General features: G+C 72.7%; 14 protein-coding genes. All 14 read right to left on the bottom strand.

All coding sequences use genetic code 11. The features are described from left to right. Nucleotides 1–31 precede the first annotated feature (31 nt). Nucleotides 32–1,498, bottom strand: a complete 1,467-nt coding sequence (locus tag JK364_RS05130; RefSeq protein ID WP_201847884.1) for an ABC transporter substrate-binding protein — start codon at nucleotides 1,496–1,498, stop codon at nucleotides 32–34. A 5-nt stretch (nucleotides 1,499–1,503) separates the two neighbouring features. Next, entirely contained in the window at nucleotides 1,504–3,486 is a 1,983-nt protein-coding gene (locus JK364_RS05125; protein WP_307841159.1) for a hypothetical protein, read from the bottom strand. A gap of 166 nt (nucleotides 3,487–3,652) precedes the next feature. Continuing rightward, entirely contained in the window at nucleotides 3,653–4,825 is a 1,173-nt protein-coding gene (locus JK364_RS05120; protein ID WP_201847883.1) for an anhydro-N-acetylmuramic acid kinase, read from the bottom strand. Beyond that, nucleotides 4,816–6,198 (bottom strand): MFS transporter, encoded by a 1,383-nt coding sequence (locus JK364_RS05115; RefSeq protein WP_201847882.1) that lies wholly within the window; start codon nucleotides 6,196–6,198, stop codon nucleotides 4,816–4,818. Before JK364_RS05115 ends, JK364_RS05120 begins: the two co-directional genes overlap by 10 nt. Nucleotides 6,199–6,359: 161 nt before the next feature. Then, nucleotides 6,360–7,616 carry a cellulase-like family protein gene (locus JK364_RS05110; RefSeq protein ID WP_201847880.1) on the bottom strand — a complete coding sequence of 419 codons (1,257 nt, stop codon included), beginning with the start codon at nucleotides 7,614–7,616 and terminating at the stop codon, nucleotides 6,360–6,362. Nucleotides 7,617–7,870: 254 nt separating this feature from the next. After that, nucleotides 7,871–8,161 carry a DUF1876 domain-containing protein gene (locus JK364_RS05105; protein ID WP_201847878.1) on the bottom strand — a complete coding sequence of 97 codons (291 nt, stop codon included), beginning with the start codon at nucleotides 8,159–8,161 and terminating at the stop codon, nucleotides 7,871–7,873. 87 nt (nucleotides 8,162–8,248) lie between these two features. Continuing rightward, nucleotides 8,249–8,863, bottom strand: coding sequence for an Rv1733c family protein (locus tag JK364_RS05100; protein WP_201847876.1), 615 nt, complete (start codon nucleotides 8,861–8,863; stop codon nucleotides 8,249–8,251). Nucleotides 8,864–8,936: 73 nt separating this feature from the next. Next, nucleotides 8,937–9,434 (bottom strand): carboxymuconolactone decarboxylase family protein, encoded by a 498-nt coding sequence (locus tag JK364_RS05095; protein WP_201847874.1) that lies wholly within the window; start codon nucleotides 9,432–9,434, stop codon nucleotides 8,937–8,939. Between the two features lie 105 nt (nucleotides 9,435–9,539). Continuing rightward, nucleotides 9,540–10,373, bottom strand: coding sequence for an aminotransferase class IV (locus JK364_RS05090; protein ID WP_201847873.1), 834 nt, complete (start codon nucleotides 10,371–10,373; stop codon nucleotides 9,540–9,542). A gap of 163 nt (nucleotides 10,374–10,536) precedes the next feature. Next, nucleotides 10,537–11,757 carry an FAD-dependent monooxygenase gene (locus JK364_RS05085; RefSeq protein WP_201848918.1) on the bottom strand — a complete coding sequence of 407 codons (1,221 nt, stop codon included), beginning with the start codon at nucleotides 11,755–11,757 and terminating at the stop codon, nucleotides 10,537–10,539. Between the two features lies 1 nt (nucleotide 11,758). Then, nucleotides 11,759–13,348 carry a class I adenylate-forming enzyme family protein gene (locus JK364_RS05080; RefSeq protein WP_201847871.1) on the bottom strand — a complete coding sequence of 530 codons (1,590 nt, stop codon included), beginning with the start codon at nucleotides 13,346–13,348 and terminating at the stop codon, nucleotides 11,759–11,761. A gap of 74 nt (nucleotides 13,349–13,422) precedes the next feature. After that, complete coding sequence (locus JK364_RS05075; protein WP_230991519.1) at nucleotides 13,423–15,066, bottom strand: AMP-binding protein; 1,644 nt, start codon at nucleotides 15,064–15,066, stop codon at nucleotides 13,423–13,425. Between the two features lie 26 nt (nucleotides 15,067–15,092). Then, complete coding sequence (pabB, locus tag JK364_RS05070; RefSeq protein ID WP_201847869.1) at nucleotides 15,093–17,486, bottom strand: aminodeoxychorismate synthase component I; 2,394 nt, start codon at nucleotides 17,484–17,486, stop codon at nucleotides 15,093–15,095. Nucleotides 17,487–17,564: 78 nt separating this feature from the next. Continuing rightward, nucleotides 17,565–18,161: a putative antibiotic biosynthesis monooxygenase gene (locus JK364_RS05065; protein WP_201847867.1), complete on the bottom strand. Its 597-nt coding sequence runs from the start codon at nucleotides 18,159–18,161 to the stop codon at nucleotides 17,565–17,567. Nucleotides 18,162–18,365 lie beyond the last annotated feature (204 nt).

Genomic DNA, 18,365 nt, shown 5'->3' with positions numbered 1-18,365 from the left:
CCGTCACCGCCTTCCGGGGCGGCCCGACCGTTCACTGCTTCCTGGCCGGCTCGCCCCGCCGGGCCGATACCTCCACGAGTTCCGAGCGCCCCTTCGCGTTGAGATGCAGGATCGGAATGGCCTTGTTGCGCGGATTGCCATTGTTCTGGAACGAGATGAACCCACTGGCCCCCGGCACCTGCTGACGGCTGTTCATCTGGTGGAACATCCGCGCCACCGATTCCCCGGTCACATCGCCCAGCGCCGCCATCTGGATGCCCTGGGCGGCGGTGAGCACGGCGTCATGCGCCATGATGGCCTGGCCGTCCTGGTGCTGGTCGTCGGGGAACCACTTGGCCAGCAGCCCGCCCGGCTGGAAGTACTGGGCCGACGGGCGGGAGACGGAGTCGGGGTCCTCCCGCCACATATCGGGGTGCGCCAGGCCCGTGTAGAGCACCCGCACCTTGCTCTCGGCGGCGTGGGCCAGGTCGTCGGCGGTGAGGTTGGTGGTGTCGTCGCCGGTGATCACCATGAACTCCCGGTCCTGGCACGGACGGTTGGCGATCGCGTCCAGGAACCGGGTGAGGTGCTTGCCGCGGCCCGCGAAGAAGACCGCCTCCGGCTTCTGGTCGCACAGCTGCCCCGGCATATAGCGCAGCTCGTTCTCCCAGGCGCCGCGCACCGAGGAGTCGTAGGTCATCCGGTCCGCCACCAGCTGGTGGCCCTTGATGTCCTGGAAGACCTTGGTGAAGGCGTCCCCCAGGGTCTTGGCGTAGTAGTTGTCCCGGGCGTCGTCCTGGACCACCACCGCCCGGCGGATCTTCTCCTTCTTGAGGTACGCGGAGGCGGCGTACGCCTCGTCCACGTTGGTCGGCGAGACCCGGACGAGCCCCTTGATGCCCTCTATGTTGGTGGCCGTCATGGTGCTGGCGACCAGGGCGAGACCGTTGTCGGACAGCCGCCTCAGCGCGTCGAGGTTCTGGCTGTCGCTGGGGCCGAGCCCGGTGACCGCGACCAGCTTGTCGTCGGAGGTCTTCCGGTCGATCAGCTCATCGACGGTGTGCTCCCAATGGGCCGCGCTGCTGCCCATATTGGCGATCAACAGCTTGATCTTGGGGGAGGAGGAGAGATCGCCGCGGTTGTGCCGGTACTGCGCCAGATACGCGCCCTCGAGCTCATGCCGGACCGATTCCTCGGAGTTGCTGTCGTCCTCGGTCAGCGTGAACGAGGTCATGTAGGCGACGCTGACGTATTTGTCACCGTGCTTCTCCACCAGCTCGTTCTCCGCCTTGATCTTCTTCTCCACGCGCTCCAGATGGTCCGCGAAGGTGTACGAGCCGTCGGTGACGCCCACGCACTCGCGGTCGTCGCCCATCTTGACGACGCCGTCACCGCACCGCGCCCGCCTGTCCTGGAACCAGTTCACGGTGAGCGGGATCGCCACGGCGAGCACGGCCAGAACGATCACGCCGATCACCACTCGGCGCACGATGTGCAGCGGCCATTCCAGTCTCGGCACCGGTCTCACCCCTCGCTCGCGGACGTCAGCGGATGGCGCCAGTGGCGGTACCGCTCCGCCTCGTTGAACAGGGCCACGATGTCGTTCCTCCGCAGTCGTGAGAGCTGGTTGAAACCGTCGGCGATCATGTCGTTCAGCCGCATCCCGGGGTCGGCGAGCGGATCGCTCCACACCCAGCGCACCGTGATCAGCTCCCGGATCACCGAGGCCGTGGTGACCGCCTCCGGGGGCTCGTCCGGGGCGAGGTCGGCGAGCAGCTCCAGCGGTCCGCCGGCCTGGCCCAGCCGGTTGGGGGCGGCGGTGATGGTGTTGAACTCGCTGATCCACTGCGCGGCGGGCACCGCGGGGAAGCGCTCCACCAGATACCCGGTCACCTCGTCGATCCGCTCCGCCGCCAGCCGGTGGTACATCTCCTGGACCGGACGGCCCTCGGCCCTGAAGTGCTCGGCCAGCAGCTCGTGCACCGCGTCCCAGTCGTCCGGACGCCCGGCCAGCCGCCACAGCAACAGCCGCCGCAGCCAGGGGTGGAGGGCCGGGGTCACGGCCCCCGGGCTGTCCAGCAGCCAGCGGCCGCGGACCTCGCCGAACAGCGAGTCGCCCGAACCCAGCAGCCGGGTGCCGATGGACAGGTCGCGCGCCGCGGCGCACTCCTCGAGCGCCACCCGCCGCGCGGGGTCGAAACCGCGCAGCAGATGGTCCAGGGCGGCCTCCGCCAGCGTCCGGGTGTCCTCGCCCTCCCGGGGCGTACGGTCCGGAAGGGTGCGCAGCCAGCGGTCCTGCTCGGCGCCGTCATCGACGGGCACGGACGAGTGCCGGAGCAGCTCCAGGACCAGGCTGACCGCCCGGGGGAGCCCCGCGGTCAGCCGGTGGACGAAGGGCGCGAGCCGGGTGAACGGCGCGAGGTCGGGGTGGTGGCGCAGCTCCAGCTCGATCCGGATGCGCACCTCGTCCAGATTGAGGTCGCGCAGCCGCAGCGGATACCACCAGGTGTCATCGCTGTCCCGGCCCGGCCGGTGCTCGCTCCAGTCCGCCAGGGAGGCCCGGTCCGGGCCGCGCAGCCGCCACGGCCACTGGTCGCCGGTGGCCGGGCCCCAGCGGGGCAGCCACCGGTTGGAGCTCGCCACGACGGTGAGCGGATCGCAGTCGGCGCCCGCCACCACGGCGTCGTCATGGCGGGCCCGGATCAGCAGATCGAGAAAGCGACGGCCGTACTCCGTATGGGAGTTGTCGAGCAGCAGCAGATACGAGCGGGGCATGAACGAGTGGCGCACATTGGTGCGCATGTCCTCCAGCAGGGCCGAGAACAGCACCCGGTCCAGCCGCTCCTGATCGTCCTCGTCCCCGTCGTGGCGCCACAGGTTGAGCTCGACCAGCGCCTCCCACGGATCCCGGCTCTGCAGCAGCGGATGGCCGCCGTACCAGGCCGCGCTGCTGGTGAACTTGCGGCCCGGCAGCCGCCTCCGGCCGCGCCGCAGCGCGTCCCGCAGCAGCGCGAGCGCCGCCGTGGACGCGCCGTCGGGAGCGCCCACGGCGCCCCCGGCCACCTCGAAGAAGGCGGCGAGATAGTCGCCGTAGCGCGCCTCCGCCTGCTCCTGGAACGCGTCCAGCTCCCGCCGGATATTGCGCCGCCCCTCCGCCAGGCTCGTCATCCGCAGCTGGTGGTCGGAGGCGAGCAGACCGAGCGTCAGCCGCGGGAAGTGCGAGCGGCGGTAGCGCGGCAGCTTGCGCTCCAACTGGCGCGCGAGCAGCGCCAGGGCGTACCGCGGCAGCAGGGCCTGCTCACCGCCGACATTGACATACGCGAACGGCGTCTCTGGGCCGAACTTCTCCATCAGCGCGCCATGAGCGTCGCTGGCCCCACTGCCGCGCGGCCCCAACAGCATGATCACCGGCCGCTCGTCCGTCGGCTCCAGCCTGAGACACTCCCCGACCAGACTGATGATCCCGCTGCGGCCTCTTAAGCCCACGCCCATCCCGGATTCCGCCACGTGCCCCCGTCCCCCCGTTCAGGCCCCCCGTCGGCAACTAGGGGTCCTTTACCCACATTCACCCCTTCGATAGCGGGCCGTTCCCAAACGTACTCCTGCTCCGGGCGGCGCCGACATCCCTTTCCCACCGTGAGGTTCCACCGGCCGCGCGGCGCCGCCCCCCCGCTCAGCGGCGGAAGACCTCCAGCCGGCTGGGCGCGGGCCGCCCCGGCGCGGGCAGACCGAGGCCGTGGCGCCCCGGGGTGATCGACCCCAGCACGCTGGCATGGCGGGCGCCGGTGCAGCTCGGCACCGTACCGGCCAGCCCGTGGGCGGTCAGGAAGGCGAGGACGGCGAAGGCGTACGCCTCCTTCGCCGCCGCCGGAAGGCCGAGGTCGTCGGAGGTCCGCAGCGCGATGGGGCCCAGCTCCCGGCGCAACGCCCCCATCAGGGTGGGGTTCCGGGTGCCGCCGCCCGAGGCGATCACCTCGGTGGCATGCGCCTTCCGTACGGCGTCGGCCACCGTCCGGGCCGTCAGCTCGGTGACGGTGGCGACCACGTCATCGTCCGGCACCGGGCCCGTGGCGGCCAGGCCGGCGCGCAGATAGGACGCGTGGAACAGCTCCTTGCCGGTGGTCTTGGGCGCGGGCAGCGCATAGTACGGCTCGGCCAGCAGCCGCTCCAGCAGCGGCTCGTGGACGGTGCCGCGCGCCGCCATGGCGCCGTCCGCGTCATGGTCCAGCCGGCCGCCCGTCAGATCGCCGACCGCCGCGTCGATGAGCGCGTTCGCCGGGCCGGTGTCGAAGGCCAGCGGATCCCCGGCGCCGGCGACCACCGTGATGTTGGCGATCCCGCCCAGGTTCAGGGCGGCGCACACACCGGGCCGCCCGCGCAGCCACAGGGCGTCCACCAGGCTGACCAGGGGAGCGCCCTGGCCGCCCGCGGCCACATCGCGGGTGCGCAGATCGGAGACCACCGGGCGGCCGGTGGCCTCGGCGATCCAGGCGGGCCGGCCGAGCTGGAGCGTCCCGTGCACCCGCCCGCCCTCGGCCCAGTGGTACACTGTCTGGCCGTGGGAGCCGATGAGGTCCGCACGCCCCTCGCACAGCTCGCGGTCGGCGCGGACCGCGAGCGCGGCGAACGCCTGGCCGATCCGGGTGTCGAGCGCGCACACGTCCCGCATGGTGGTGGCCGCCGGGGGCAGCGCGGCGCTCAGCGCCGACCGCAGCGCCTCCGGATACGCCTCGCTGACCAGCCCCAGCGGGGCCAGCACCACGGTGTCGCCGTCGAGCACCAGATCGGCCGCCGCGGCGTCCACCGCGTCATGGGACGTGCCCGACATCAGACCGATCACCCGCATGATGTCTCCTCCTTCCGCTCGGCCCCCGTCGTGGCCCGCGCCGCGCCGGGCAGCGCGCCGCGGTGGTTCTCCCCGCGCAGGGTGAACAGGGCGACCACGCTGACGGCGCAGGTCACCGTCACGTAGTAGGCCGGGATGTCGACCTCGCCGGTGTGCTTGATCACCTCGGTGATGATGAGCCCGGCGCATCCGGAGAACACCGCGTTGGACAGCGCGTACGCCAGCCCCAGACCCGTGTAGCGGATCCGGGTCGGGAACATCTCGGCGAGCATGGCCGGACCGGGCCCCGCCATCAGCCCCACCACCACGCCCGCCACGAAGACCGCCGCCCCTTGGACCCATGCCGAACTGTCCGGATCCTGGAGGACATTGAGCAGCGGGAAGGCCAGCACCGCCACCAGCGCGGCCCCGGTCAGCATCACCGGCCGCCGCCCGATCCGGTCGCTGAGCAGCCCGGCCGGGAGGATGGAGAGCGCGAAGCCCGCGTTGGCCACCACGGTGGCGACCAGCGCCTGCTGGAAGGTGGCGTTCAAGGTGGCCTGGAGATACGAGGGCATGACGACCAGGAAGGTGTAGCCGGCCGCCGCCCAGCCCATGATGCGCGCGGCCCCCATGACGATCGCCCCGGCCACCTCACGGGGGTCCGCCACCCGCTCCGGCGCGGCGGCTGACGCCGTGCCGCTGTCCGCGTCCGCCGCCGCGCGGAAGAAGGGGGTCTCCTCCAGCCTCAGCCGCAGCCACAGGGCCACCAGCCCGATCGGCAGGGTCAGCAGGAACGGCAGCCGCCACCCCCAGTCGCCCAGCGACTCCTCGCTCATCACGGTGGCCAGCACCGCCGCCACCCCGGCCCCGGCCAGCAGCCCCAGCGCGACGGTGAACGACTGCCACGCCCCGTACAGCCCGCGGCGGCCCGGCGGAGCGAACTCCGTCATGATCGACACCGCTCCGCCGAACTCCCCGCCCGCGGAGAGACCTTGGAGGATCCGCAACAGGGTGAGCAGCCAGGGCGCGGCCGCGCCCAGCGTGTCGTACGTGGGCAGCGCTCCGATGAGGGTCGTGGCGCCGGTCATCAGCAGCAGCACCAGGATCAGCGTGGGCCGGCGGCCGATCCGGTCGCCGACCCGGCCGAAGACGGCGGCGCCGATGGGGCGGAAGAAGAACGCGATCCCGAAGGAGGCGTAGGTCTTGACCAGGCCCTCGAGCTCGTTGCCGCCGTGCGGGGTGAAGAAGTTCGCGGCGATGATCGTCGCGAAGAAGCCGTAGACCCCGAACTCGTACCACTCGATGAAGTTGCCGACCGAACCGGCCACCAGCGCACGGCGCGGGGCCCGCCCGGCAACACGTTCGCTGGGATCCGCTGGGGACGTCGTCACATCCGGGCCCTTTCAGCCGTCACCGCCAAGGGGATGTGATGTCCGTACCCGTCAGGGAGCGCGGTTACCGGTGCGAGCGCGGCTCCAGCGGCGCCCGAGGTCCGGGCAGATCCCGTACGGCCCCGGGGCGCGGGCCAACCCGGTGCCGTACGGGCCCGTCCTCAGCCGCGCAGCACCCCGTTGCACTCCCGCTGCAGCGCGATGTCCCGCCACATCGGGTGCTGGGGCGCCGCGTTGGAGCACACCACCGCGCCCCACGCGCCCACCCGGGCCGACTCCTCGACCGCGCGACGGCAGAACGCGGCCCCCACCGGGCCCTCCTCGAAGGTCCCGTGCAACGGGGTGTAGCCGATCCAGCCCTCGCCGAAGACCAGCGGAACCCCGCTCGCGGCCGCCCAGTCCGCGGCCGCCTCGATCCAGGTGACCAGCCGCTGGTCCATCGCCAGCCGGTGCACGGCGTAGCGGTCGTACAGCCAGGCGTCCCAGCGGTCGGGGTCGCACCAGTCGTGGACGTAGATCTCCCGGGGGCCGACCGTGGTGGCCTCCAGCCGCCAGCGATCGCCGGGCGGAGGGGCCCAGTCGGCCAGATCGGGGGCGCCGGGACGCAGCAGCTCCCGGCGGACCGCCTCCTGGGGGAAGGGACGGGCCCGGTCGCGGATGGCGAAGGTGGTCAGCAGCTCGTCCAGCACCCCGTAGACATAGGGGTGGAAGACCGCCACATCCACCTCGCGGGGGACCCCGCGCAGCGAACCGACCGGCACCTTGGCGTAGTTGACCGTGACCGGCCGGTTGGGGTGGCGCTCCTTGAACCGGGCGATCCCCCGCTCCAGCCGCGGCCGCAGGGCGACGACCCTGTCCTCGCCGTCCAGCCCCTCGGTGAGCCGGCTGCCCTGGACCTCGTTGTGCAGCTCGGTGAAGGCGATCCGGTCGTCCAGACCGTGGATCACCAGGAAGTCGATCAGATCGGCCAGCGCGTCCGCGAGCGCCTCGGCGCGCCGCTCGGGATCGACGGCCATCAGCGCGTCGAACCAGGCGCGGTCCTCGCCGAACGACGGGCTCTGCTGGTACTCCCAGCTGGAGAGGATGACGAAGCAGTCATGGCGCAGGGCCGCCTCGAACAGCTCGCGCAGCCACGCCCGTCCGTCGATCTCGCCCCCGCCGCCCAGGTCGTACCAGCGCATCCGCTGCCCGTACGCGCCGCCCAGCGCCGACGGCCGCAGCTTGGTCGTGTCCAGCCGGGAGCCGAAGAGCAGGTACGGCATGGCGCAGACGCGCACCGTGTTGTAACCGCGGGCCACGGCGTCCTCGAAGGCGCGGTCGAGATCGGCGAAGGGCTCATCCGGGCCGGTGCGGGTGTACCAGCTGAAGTCCCACAGCGAGATGGTCAGTTTGTCCGGCAGATGCGGCGACAGCGTCACAGGGGGCTCCCCGCGGTCGGCGGCTCGGCGATGACAGAAGACTCGGCGATGACAGAAGAGACGAGAGATCGGTTCATCGTCCGGGGGTGCCAACGGACTGTCAAGATGTATTCATAAATAATGGCCAGTGCTGGGGTGGTCGGGTTTCCACCCCGTTCATCCGGTACGGCGGGTGCCGGAGGCCGTCCGCCGGAGGCCGTCCGGGACCGGGACGCGACCCGTACGGCGGTCGCGCCGACTATGGGGGCGGTCCCTCAGGCGATCCAGCCGTAGCCGGGCCGTGGTCTGCGCGAGGCCGGGGGCTCGCCCACGCTCTCCAGGTCGTGCTCGGCGGCCCGCATCAGCTGCTGCCCCAGATCGCTGAGCGCCCGCCCGGCCGCGAGCTCATCGCCGATCACGGGCACGTCCTCGTCGTCCGGGTTGCACCGGGCCAGTCCCCGGCCGGTGAGCGCCGTGGACCCGGTGTCCAGCTCCACCCGCGCCCTGGTCCTCCCCTCGTCCTCGGAGAGATAGAGATGGACCTTCCACTCCACTGTCTGCGACATGGTCTGCTCCTCACCTTCCGGTGGCCGCTTCTGGCGCTTCTGGCACCCAGAGGCGGCCGGATCCCGCGGCGGCGGCCGGAGCCCCGCTCAGCGGCGGTTCCTGCCGGACCACGCGGGTTCCACCACCTTCCACTCTGCATCCCAGCGCGCGTAGCGCCTGCGATCCAGGGCCCGCCGGACCCGGGCCCGCCCCGTGAACGCGAGCGCGGCCACCGTGGCCGCGGTGATACAGCCGGTGAACCAGCCCATGGTCCGCGCGGTCGAGGGGGAGGAGGGCGGCTGCGCCAGGGCGCCCTCGCGGTTCACCCAGACCCGTACCTCGTCCCCGGAGTCGCCGTCGCCCGCCACCGTGGCGGTGCCCGTATGGCGCTCACCGTCATCCGCGACCCAGCGCACCCGCGCCTGCCGTGGCTCCCGCACATCGCTGTGGGCCGGGCCGGGGGCGGCATCGGCGAGCCGTGCGGTGATCTGGTGCCGGGCCGAGGTCTCGGCGGCCACGACGCGCATCTGGGAGGCGTGTGCCGCGTACCCCGCGCTGATCGCGGCGGCCGGCAGCCCGACCACGAGGATCAGCACGAACAGCACGGTGCACCAGGTCTGGATCCGGTCCGTCCGGCGGCGCAGCGGGTTGGGCCCCCTGGCCGGACGCTTGAGCAGGGGCGGACGCGGCCCGAATACGCGTCGCGGTCCGTGGGTGTTCATGGTCTGGCCTCCAGCGGGTGGTCTGGCCTCCAGCGGGTGCTGACGCCGGCGCGCGGTCGCGCGGGCGTCGGGGTCAGGTGGGCGGGGCGGGCTGATAGGCGCCGGGCACCATCCGTGCGCTGATCGCCGTGCGGTTGTAGGCGTTGATCACGACGGCGGCCCAGATCACGGCCGCCACCTGCGGTTCGTCGAAGACCTCGCGGGCGGCCGCGTAGACCTCGTCCGGCACATGGCCGTCCTGGACCGAGGTCACCGCCTCGGTCAGCTCGAGCGCGGCCCGCTCCCGCTCGGTGAAGAACGGGGTCTCCCGCCAGGCGGCGAGGGTGTGGATCCGCTGCTCGGTCTCGCCCTGGGCGCGGGCGTCCTTGGTGTGCATGTCCAGGCAGAACGCGCAGCCGTTGAGCTGCGAGGCGCGGATCCTGACCAGCTCCAGCAGCTCGGGCTCGACCCCCGCCGCCCGGGCGGCCCGCACCGCCGCCCGGTGCAGCTCGCCCATCGCGGCGGACACCTCGGGGGCGAGGCCCTTCAGATCCAGCCGGGCGGTGGTGCGGGCTGGGGTGGTCGTCGTCATCGGTGAACTCCGTTCGTCGCGGTCAGTCGCGGTCAGTCGCGGTCAGTCGCGGTCAGTAGCAGTCAGTCGCGGCCAGGCGGCCACGCGGTCAGGGGATCGGGGTGATCAGGGGATCGGGGCAGTGAGGGGATCGCGAACGCCGTTGAGCCAGGTCTGCCAGGAGGCGGCGCGCAGCGCCGGGCCCGCCCGCAGCGGGCGGCCCAGCCACGCGGTCACCGGGCGGATTCCGTGCACCGCGTTGACCAGCCACACCTCACGGCCGTCCAGCTCCTGCACGGTGCGGCGGCGGTGCTCGGTGCGGACGCCCAGCTCGGCCGCCCGGTCCTGGATCAGGGCCGAGGTGACGCCCGCCAGCAGCGGAAGCTCCGGGGGCGGCAGACACAGCACGTCGTCCTCCCACCACAGGACGCTCGCCGCCGTGCCCTCGAGCACCAGCCCGGAGGGGGTGGTGAGCAGCAGCTCCTGCGCACCGCGGGCGGCCGCCCGCTCCCGCAGATGCGCCAGGAGGGAGAGGTCGGGACCGGTACGGCGGGGATGCGACCGCGGATCGAACTCCTCGGTCAGGCACACGGTCACATTGACCGTCCGCGGCGGCGCGGGCCGGACCCGCAGAAACAGCCGGGCCGGTTCCGGACCGGCCAGCTCGACCCGTGGAAACCAGCGCTCGGTGCGGGGCAGGGCGGCGACCGCGTCGCGCCAGAAGCTCTCGATCCGGGCCGGGGAGTCGCCGCTCGCCTCGACGCACGCGGCGACGAACCGGCGGCGGTGGTGGTCGAGCCCGCGCACCCGCCCGTCGTCGATCAGCCAGGAGTCGGCGGCCAGCAGCGCGCTGTCCGGCACCGCCCGGGAGGGCATCAGCCCGCCGTCCTCGCGCCACATCAGCGTCCACTGCTTCTGGTCCGACGCGTCGGCGTGACCGATGTTCTGTGTGGCGACCATGTCCGCTTCCACGTCTCCGTCCCGATGTGCCTGATGTGCTCGATGTGCTCGGCGTTTCTCGATGTGCTCGTTGTCCGATGCCGTGCCGCCCCGATGCCGTACGTCCGCGTTCCGTTGTTCCGTTGTCCGTCCGGGTTCCTAGCCGTGCTCGCTGGATTGCCGGTCAATAGCCGCGCGCCGGGCCGCCCCGGGGGCCGTAGGGGGCGCGTTCCAGCCACTCCCCGCAGCGGGGGACCACCGGGGACAGGGCGGCCGCCGCGCGCTGGGTCGCCCGCTTCCACGGCCGGGGCCGCAGATGGTCCAGGGCCGCCCCGGCGGCCTCGCTGTTGTAGAGGGCCGCGCTCCGGCGGGCGGAGGCGTACCCGGCCACCGTCGCGGGTCCCCGCGATGGCTCGGAGCATGCCGCCGACACCGCCTCCGCCGCCGCGACGGCGTCCGCGATCCCGCTGTTCATCCCGCGGGCCCCGAAGGGCGGGAACAGATGCGCCGCCTCGCCCGCCAGCAGCACCCGGCCGGACGGATCCGCGAACGACGCGGCGACCTTGCGCAGGAAGTGGTACCGCGACACCCACAGCACCCGGTGGGCGCAGTCCTCGCCCACCAGCCGGGGCAGCCAGCGGCGCAGCGCCTTCTCGGTGCCGAAGGACTCCGGCGGATCGTCCGCGCGGCACTGCAGATCGATCTGGAAACCGCCGGTGAATGGCACCCGCAGCACGGTGCGGCCGCCGGTGCCGGGGTGCTCGTAGTGGAAGACCCGCTCCACCGGCAGATCCCCGCCGGGCGGATCCGCCACGTCCACGACCACGTGATAGCCGTCGGACCGGGTGCCCTCCAGCGGGATGCCCAGCGCCTTGCGCACCCCCGAACGGGCCCCGTCGGCGGCGATGACATGGCCGGCCGTCCAGCTCCCGCCGCCCTTCGCGGTCACCGTCACGCCGTCGCCGTCCGCGCGCACCTCGTCCACCTCGGCGTCGAAGCGGAACTCCACGCCCGCCTCCGCGCACGCCTCGTGGAGGAACCGCTCGGTGTCCACCTGACGCAGGCTGGTGAACGCGGGCAGGGCCGCGTCCCCGTCCCCGTCCCCGGCGGCCCGCGGAAAGGTCTGCGCGAACACCTCGCGGCCGCGGTAGAGGGTGCGCCGGGTGCGCCAGGTCGTGCCGTACGCCGCGATCCGTACGCCCAGCCCCGGGCGGGCCCGCTCCAGCAGCCGCAGCGACCGCCGGTGGACGAACAGCGCGCGGCTCCCGGGCCGCACCCGGTCCCGCGCCCCGGCCTCCAGTACCAGGACCGGCAGCCCGGCGGCGCGCAGGGTGAGCGCCGCCGTCATCCCCACCGGCCCGGAGCCCACCACCAGAACCGGCCCGCTGTCCGCACCCGCCGCCATGTCAGCCACCGACCGGAGCGGTGGACAGGGTGGGCAGCTCACCCGCGGCGAGCTGCCGGGCGATCTCCAGCCGCTTGATCTTCCAGGTGGCGGTGCGCGGCAGATCCTCGAAGCGGCACTGCACCGGCTCGGCCAGCGCCGGGAGATCCTCGGTCGCCCGCCGCCAGCTGTCGGGGTCCAGCGGCTCGTTCCCCCGGGTGCACACCACCGGTACCGGCTCGCGCCCCGGACCGTGGACGATGATCACTTCCCGGAGGTCGGCGAACCGCGACAGCAGTTCGTCCTCCACCTCCAGGGTGCTGTCCACGGTGGAGATCTGGTCCACCTCGCGGTCCAGCAGATACAGCGCGCCCCACCGGTCGCGGTAGCCCATGTCGCCCATCCGCCACCAGCCCCGGTCCACCTGCCGGGCGTAACTCTCCGGCGCGCCGAGGTAGGTGAGGATCCGGCCGCGGGTGCGGGCCTCGATGGCCCCCGTCGCCCCCGGCGGGCACCTGCGGCCCCGCTCGTCCACCACCCGGATCCGGGTGAACCCGGGGATGCCGGTGCCCACCCGCCGTGCCTCCACCCGGTCCGCGCCCCGCCGGGTGTACCAGCCGAAGGCGATGGGCCCGGTCTCGCTCTGCCCGTACAGCTGCATCAGCCGGGGGTCGCGGCGCCGGGACGCGGCGAGCAGCCGCCGCACCGTACGGGGGTGGATGGCGTCGAACGTGGAGCCGTACGCCCGGACGTTGGATAGCGGGCCGTTCGGCGCGTCGGCCAGGTCCTCCCACAGCACATAGGTGTTGGGATGTGTCTCCACGATGCCGGGGCGGTGCGCCGCCAGCAGCGGGCCGGCGTGGGCCGGGTCGGGGTCGACGAGCAGCAGCAGCGGGCTGCCGAAGTGCAGCAGTACGCCGAGCAGATGGTAGAAGCGGGAGTGGACGAACGACATGTGCAGCGCGGCCGCCTCCCCGCGGCCGGCCCGGCCCAGCGCCTGCTGGGGCACCAGCCGGTTCCACATGGTGTACGGGCAGTGCACGGCCAGCTTCGGTATGCCGGTGGTCCCCGAGCTGTGGGTGATCAGCGAGGGCTCCCGGGGGTGGAGCCGGACGGCCGGGCGGCGCGGCACTCCGGCGAGCGCGGCCAGCGCGATGGTGTTCCCGGGCGCCTCGTCCACCGTCAGCACGCCGCGGGCAAGGGTGGTGTCCACCGTGCTCAGCGTGGACTCCAGCGTCGCCCGGTCGGTGATCAGCCAGGGGGCGTGCAGCCGGTCCAGCAGCACCGCGGCCACCTGTCCGTCCAACGAGGGCGACAGCAGCGCCGGGACCGCTCCGATCCTGGAGACGGCACAGGTCAGCAGCACGATGTCGACGTTGTCGCCCTTGAGGATCGCCACATGCTCACTCGGGCGCACCCCCGCCGACCACAGCCGGGCGGCCAGGTCGTCGACCAGATCGGCGAGTTCGGTGTAGCCGAGGTCGGTACCGGCGTCGGGGGCGACGTCCAGTGGCCGGTCCAGGGTCACCCTGACCCTGCCGTGCCGGGCCGCGGCCTCCTGGAACATCAGCCCCAGATAGAACCCGCGCTCGGGGAGAAGCCGCTGCAACATATCGAGGTCCTCATCGTTCGAAGTCGGTCAGGGGGCCGCGCGCTCGGGCGCGGCCGGCAAGCCGGTTTGACCCGTCACCAGCGGCCGGTGCGGACGACATGGCGCCGCAGCTTTCCCGTCGGGGTGCGCGGCAGCGAGGCCACCAGGCGCACGGTGCGCGGCGCCTTGTAGGCGGCGAGCCGCCGCCGGGCCAGCGCGATCAGATCGGCCGTCAGGGCCTCCTCGTCCACCGCCGAGCCGCGCGGGCCGCGCGGGTTGTCCGAGCCGCGCGGGTTGTTCGAGCCGCGCGGGTTGTTCGGGTCGCCCGAGCCGCCCGGGTCGCCCGGGTCGCCCGAGCCGTCCGGGTCGGCCGCCCGGCCGCCCGCGTCGGCCGCCGGTACGACATAGGCGCGCAGCCGGGTCGCGCCCCGCTCGTCGGGGACGGCCGCCACCGCCACCTCCCGCACCGACGGGTGCTGCCGCAGCACCTCCTCGACCTCCAGCGGCGACACGGTGATCCCGCCGACCATCTCCAGGTCGTCCACCCGGCCCAGATGGCGATACGTCCCGTCGCGTTCGCGCCGGGCCCGGTCCCGGGTGGCGAGCCAACCGCCGTCCTCCGGGCGGCCGGTGACCACCGTCGGGCCCCGCACCCACAGCTCGCCCTCGGCCGAGCCGTCGGCGCCGTCCGCCACCACGGCGCCCTCGCCGTCCCGTAGCTCCAGCTCGAAGCGGGGCACCGGACGGCCGAGGGTGCCGGGGGCGTTGTCCCACACCGTGTTGGCGCAGAAGGCGTGGCCCGCCTCGGTGGAGCCGATCTGCTCCAGCACCGGTGCGCCGAGCAGCTCACCGACCCGCTCACCGAGGGCGGGCGGCAGCCCCTCGCCCGCGCTGACCGCCGCGCGGACGGAGGTGAAGCAGGCCGCGTGGCCGGTGCCGCGCTCGTCCACCAGGGCGGCGTACGAGGACGGCACCGAGTACAGCAGGGTCACCCGGTGCCGGGCCACGAGGTCGTCGATGAGGGCAGGTCCGGGGCGGTCCGGGGTGAGCACCGCGGCCGACCCCGAGAAGAGGGGGAAGGCGAAGGCGTTCCCGAAGCCGTAGGCGTAGAACAGCTTGGACACCGAGAACGACACGTCCGCCGGGCCGATGTCCAGCACCTCCTGCCCGACCAGGTCGTGGTAGGCGGCCACATCGCCATGGCTGTGGACCACCGCCTTGGGGCGGCCGGTGGTCCCGGAGGTGTACTGGATGTAGAGCGGGGTGGCGGCCGTCACCGGCTCGGCCGCCGGGGCCGGTGCCACCGAGCCCAGCGTGGCGGGCGGGCCGGTCAGCGCCGACAGCTGGTCGGCGCCCAGCCAGGGGACGCCGTCGAAGTGGTCCTGGAGGCCGGGGCCGGAGACGGCCAGCGCGGCGCGCGAGTCCTCGGCCATGTAGCGGTGGTCGCCGGCGGGGAGCGCGGGGTTGACCAGCACCGCCACGGCGCCCAGCCGGGCGGCGGCCAGGAACGTGGTCACCCACATGATGCCGTCGGGCAGAGCCAGCAGCACCCGGTCACCGGCCGCCACCCCCCGGCCCGCCAGTACGGTGGCCGCGCGCTCGGCGCGGTCGTGGACCTCGCCGTGGGCCCAGACCCGGTGGCCCTCGATGAAGGCGGCCCGGTCGGACCAGCCGCGGCGGTCCGCGAGCGCCGCGAGATGCGCGGCCACATTGGCCGAGACGGTGGGCCCGACGGGCATGGGTGGGGCGGACACCGATACGGCGGTCACCGGCCCAGCTCCTTCGCCGCGGGGGCGGGTGGCGCGGCGGCGGCGGCCACCAGCAGATCGTCGATCTTTCCGCCGGACGAGGTTTCCACCTTCCCGCCGGACGAGGGTTCCACGGCCTGGTAGGCGCGCATGGTGGCGGCGGTCTTCAGCAGCATCTCCTCGTACTCCTCGGCGGGATCGGAATCGAGAACGATGGCGCCGCCCGCGCCGATGTGCATCCGGCCGCCGGTGAACACGGCCGTGCGGATGACGATGTTGAGGTCGGCCGCGCCATTGCAGCTGAGGTAGCCGAGCGCGCCGGAGTACACACCGCGGGCCTCGGTCTCCAGCGAGTCGATGATCTCCAGCGTGCGCAGCTTGGGGGCGCCGGTCATGGAGCCGCCCGGGAAGCAGGCCCGGACGCAGTCGACGGAGCTGGTCTCCGGGTGCAGCCGGCCGCGCACGGTGGAGACCAGCTGGTGGACGGTGGCGTAGGTCTCGGTGTTCATCAGTCTCGGCACATACACACTGCCGGACGCGCACACCCGCCCCAGATCGTTGCGGAGCAGGTCCACGATCATCAGGTTCTCGGCGCGGGCCTTGGGGCTGGAGGCGAGGGCGGCGAGCGCCCGCGCGTCCTTCTCCGGGCTCTGGCCGCGCGGGGCGGTGCCCTTGATCGGCTTGGCCTCGGCGGTGCCGTCGGGGGTGATGCGCAGAAAGCGCTCGGGGGAGGCGCAGGCCACATCGGTGCCGTCGAACCGCAGATAGGCGGCGTACGGCGCCGGGTTGAACCGCCGCAGGGCCCGGTAGAAGGCGTAGGAGTCGCTCGGGGCGGGCAGCCAGGCGGAGTTGGTCAGGCAGATCTCATAGCTCACCCCGGCGCGCAGCTCCCGCAGACACGCCTCGATCGAGGCCAGATACCGTTCCCGGTCCCGCACCAGCCAGGGCTCCACGGCGGCCGTGGTGGCGAGGGCGGGCGGTTGCGGGGCGGGTCCGGTGAGCGTCGGCACCCCGCTGAGCACGGTCACGGTGGTGTCCAGCCAGTCCTTCGCCTCCCGGTGGCCGTCGGGGGTGTCCTCGGCGAGGCAGCAGATGTAGGTGACGCCCTCCTGGTGGTCGACGGCGACGAACCGGTCGGCGAAGAGCCAGCAGGCGTCCGGGGTGGTGGCCCGGTGGCGGTTGGGGGAGCCGCAGTCGGCCTTGAGTTCGTAGCCGAAGTAGCCCACGTAGCCGCCGGTGAAGTCGAAGGGCAGGTCGGGGGCCTTGACCCGGCGGCGGGTCAGCTCCCGCTTGAGATAGTCGAAGACGCCGCCGTCGACCCGGACGGCGGGCCGTCCCGCCCGCTCGACCTCGCACCCGCCGGTGTCGGTGTCGTAGCGGACGAACTCGGCGAGCGGGCCCGTGCCGTCGCCGAGGAAGGAGAAGCGGGCCTCGCCGGACTCGGCGCGCGAGCTGTCGAGCCAGAACGCGTGCGGCGCCTCCGCGTACAGCCGGGTGAAGGCCGCCTCGGTGTCGGTGGCGTCGGCCAGCCACCGGGCGTGCAGCCGGTAGCCGGGGCCCTCCGGGGGCGTCTGCGCCGGGACCCGCTTCTCGGGGGCGGGCCGCGCGAGCTCCTTACGGGGGTCTCGGGGGTCTCGGGGATCTCGGGGATCTTGGGGGTCTTGGGGGTCTCGGGAGTCCGCCTCGGGGGTGGGCGGCGAGCCCGGCGCGGTGCCCGCCGCGGCCGTCTTGGCCTTGGTCTTGGTCTTGGCCGCCGTACGGGCGCGGCGCGGCTCCTCGGCGGAGGCGGGGGTCACGGTGGAGGTCACCGACTCGCCGTTGGCGTGCTCGACGGTCAGATCGCGGAAGTTGCTGAGCATGCGGTGGCCGTATCCGGTCAGCACCGACTCGGGGTGGAACTGGACGCCCCACAGTGGCCGGGCCCGGTGCCGCAGCCCCATCAGCACACCGTCCTCGGACCAGGCGATGCCCTGGAGGCCCAGCGGCAGTGGCTCGGCCACGCACAGCGAGTGATAGCGCACGGCCGTGAAGTCCTGCGGAAGGCCGCGGAACAGCCCGCGTCCGCCGTGTTTGATCCGGGACAGATGCCCGTGCTTGGGCTCGGGCGCGGGCACCACCCGCGCCTGCGCGCCGAGCGCGATCCCCTGGTGCCCCAGGCACACCCCCAGCACGGGGATGGACGACCGCTCGATCAGCCGGGCGGTGGCGCCGAAGTCCCGGGGATCGGCCGGATGGCCGGGGCCGGGGGAGAGCACGATGTTGTCGAACGCGGAGAGATCGATGTCCGCGCACTCCGGCGCGTCATGCAGAAGCACCTCCGGTTCCTCGCCGTTGACCTCGGTCAGCAGATGAAAGAGGTTGTACGTGTACGAGTCGTAATGATCGACGAGGAGTGTCCTCAGCGATTCCATCCGGATTTGCCTCCTTGCGATGAGAAAACCGACCGGGTATCACCCGCCCCGGTCCTCGGGCCGCGGCGCCCCGCTCACCTACCGGCGAGCGCGTGGGCCGTCGGCCGCCATCCGCCTGTGACGTCCTCGTATCGACTGAAGCGGCGGGTAGAGCCACTTCTTCAGAAGCCGCTGCAGCCGCGGCATGACCAGCCAGGTCACCATCGCGGTCACACCGAGACACAAGGCCAGGGTCCGCAGCAGGAAATTGGCGTCCTTGATGAACGGGATCACCAGCACATTGAAGATGAGAACCGGAGGGAAGACCGCGCTCAGATTCACCAGCCACAGTTTCCATTTGGGCGGTGGCGGCAATGGCCGCACCGGCCCTTTGAACCAGTTCTCCAGTCCCGAGGTGCGCTGTGTTCCCTTTTCCTCGACAAAGGGTCCGGTACGGGACGCCAATCGTGCGCGCTCCAGCGAGGAATCCCATGCCCGAGCCGGGCCTTCCGCCTCGAACCGGTAGAGGACGTGCCACTCCGAGGAGGTCGAACCGGATCCCATCACCCCGCCTCCGAGATATCCCGGAAGGCTTGCGGCGGCATTGAGCATCTCGATCGCCCAGGCATAGAACTCGCTTTCGCGGCCGGGGTCCACCCGGTATGCGGCAGTCACCGTGACCGGTTCACTGTCCACTCCAGCCGCAACTCCTTTCCGCGCCGTTGCCTTCGCCTGTTGTACCCGGCGAGATGACACGAAGTGTTCCACACCGTGCGATCGGGAACAGTGGAATGCTCAACAACGTACATAAAAACTCGGAAAGGCCGCCGTGACCTGGGCGTTACCTACGGTTCGAGGTTCTGACGGGACCGCGACGGGGGCGCCGATAAAGAATCTCCG

The organism is Streptomyces endocoffeicus, from assembly GCF_016741935.1.
GTDB lineage: Bacteria > Actinomycetota > Actinomycetes > Streptomycetales > Streptomycetaceae > Streptomyces > Streptomyces endocoffeicus.
The sequence above is the reverse complement of the archived record's forward strand: the minus strand, read 5'-3'. Positions and strand labels throughout refer to the sequence as shown.

Coding starts and splice junctions, on each gene's coding strand:
- JK364_RS05120 (WP_201847883.1), bottom strand. CDS start 4,825: ATGCGGGTGATCGGTCTGATGTCGGGCACGTCCCATGACGCGGTGGAC.
- JK364_RS05105 (WP_201847878.1), bottom strand. CDS start 8,161: ATGTCGCAGACAGTGGAGTGGAAGGTCCATCTCTATCTCTCCGAGGAC.
- JK364_RS05100 (WP_201847876.1), bottom strand. CDS start 8,863: ATGAACACCCACGGACCGCGACGCGTATTCGGGCCGCGTCCGCCCCTG.
- JK364_RS05095 (WP_201847874.1), bottom strand. CDS start 9,434: ATGACGACGACCACCCCAGCCCGCACCACCGCCCGGCTGGATCTGAAG.
- JK364_RS05090 (WP_201847873.1), bottom strand. CDS start 10,373: ATGGTCGCCACACAGAACATCGGTCACGCCGACGCGTCGGACCAGAAG.
- JK364_RS05085 (WP_201848918.1), bottom strand. CDS start 11,757: ATGGCGGCGGGTGCGGACAGCGGGCCGGTTCTGGTGGTGGGCTCCGGG.
- JK364_RS05080 (WP_201847871.1), bottom strand. CDS start 13,348: ATGTTGCAGCGGCTTCTCCCCGAGCGCGGGTTCTATCTGGGGCTGATG.
- JK364_RS05075 (WP_230991519.1), bottom strand. CDS start 15,066: ATGCCCGTCGGGCCCACCGTCTCGGCCAATGTGGCCGCGCATCTCGCG.
- pabB (WP_201847869.1), bottom strand. CDS start 17,486: ATGGAATCGCTGAGGACACTCCTCGTCGATCATTACGACTCGTACACG.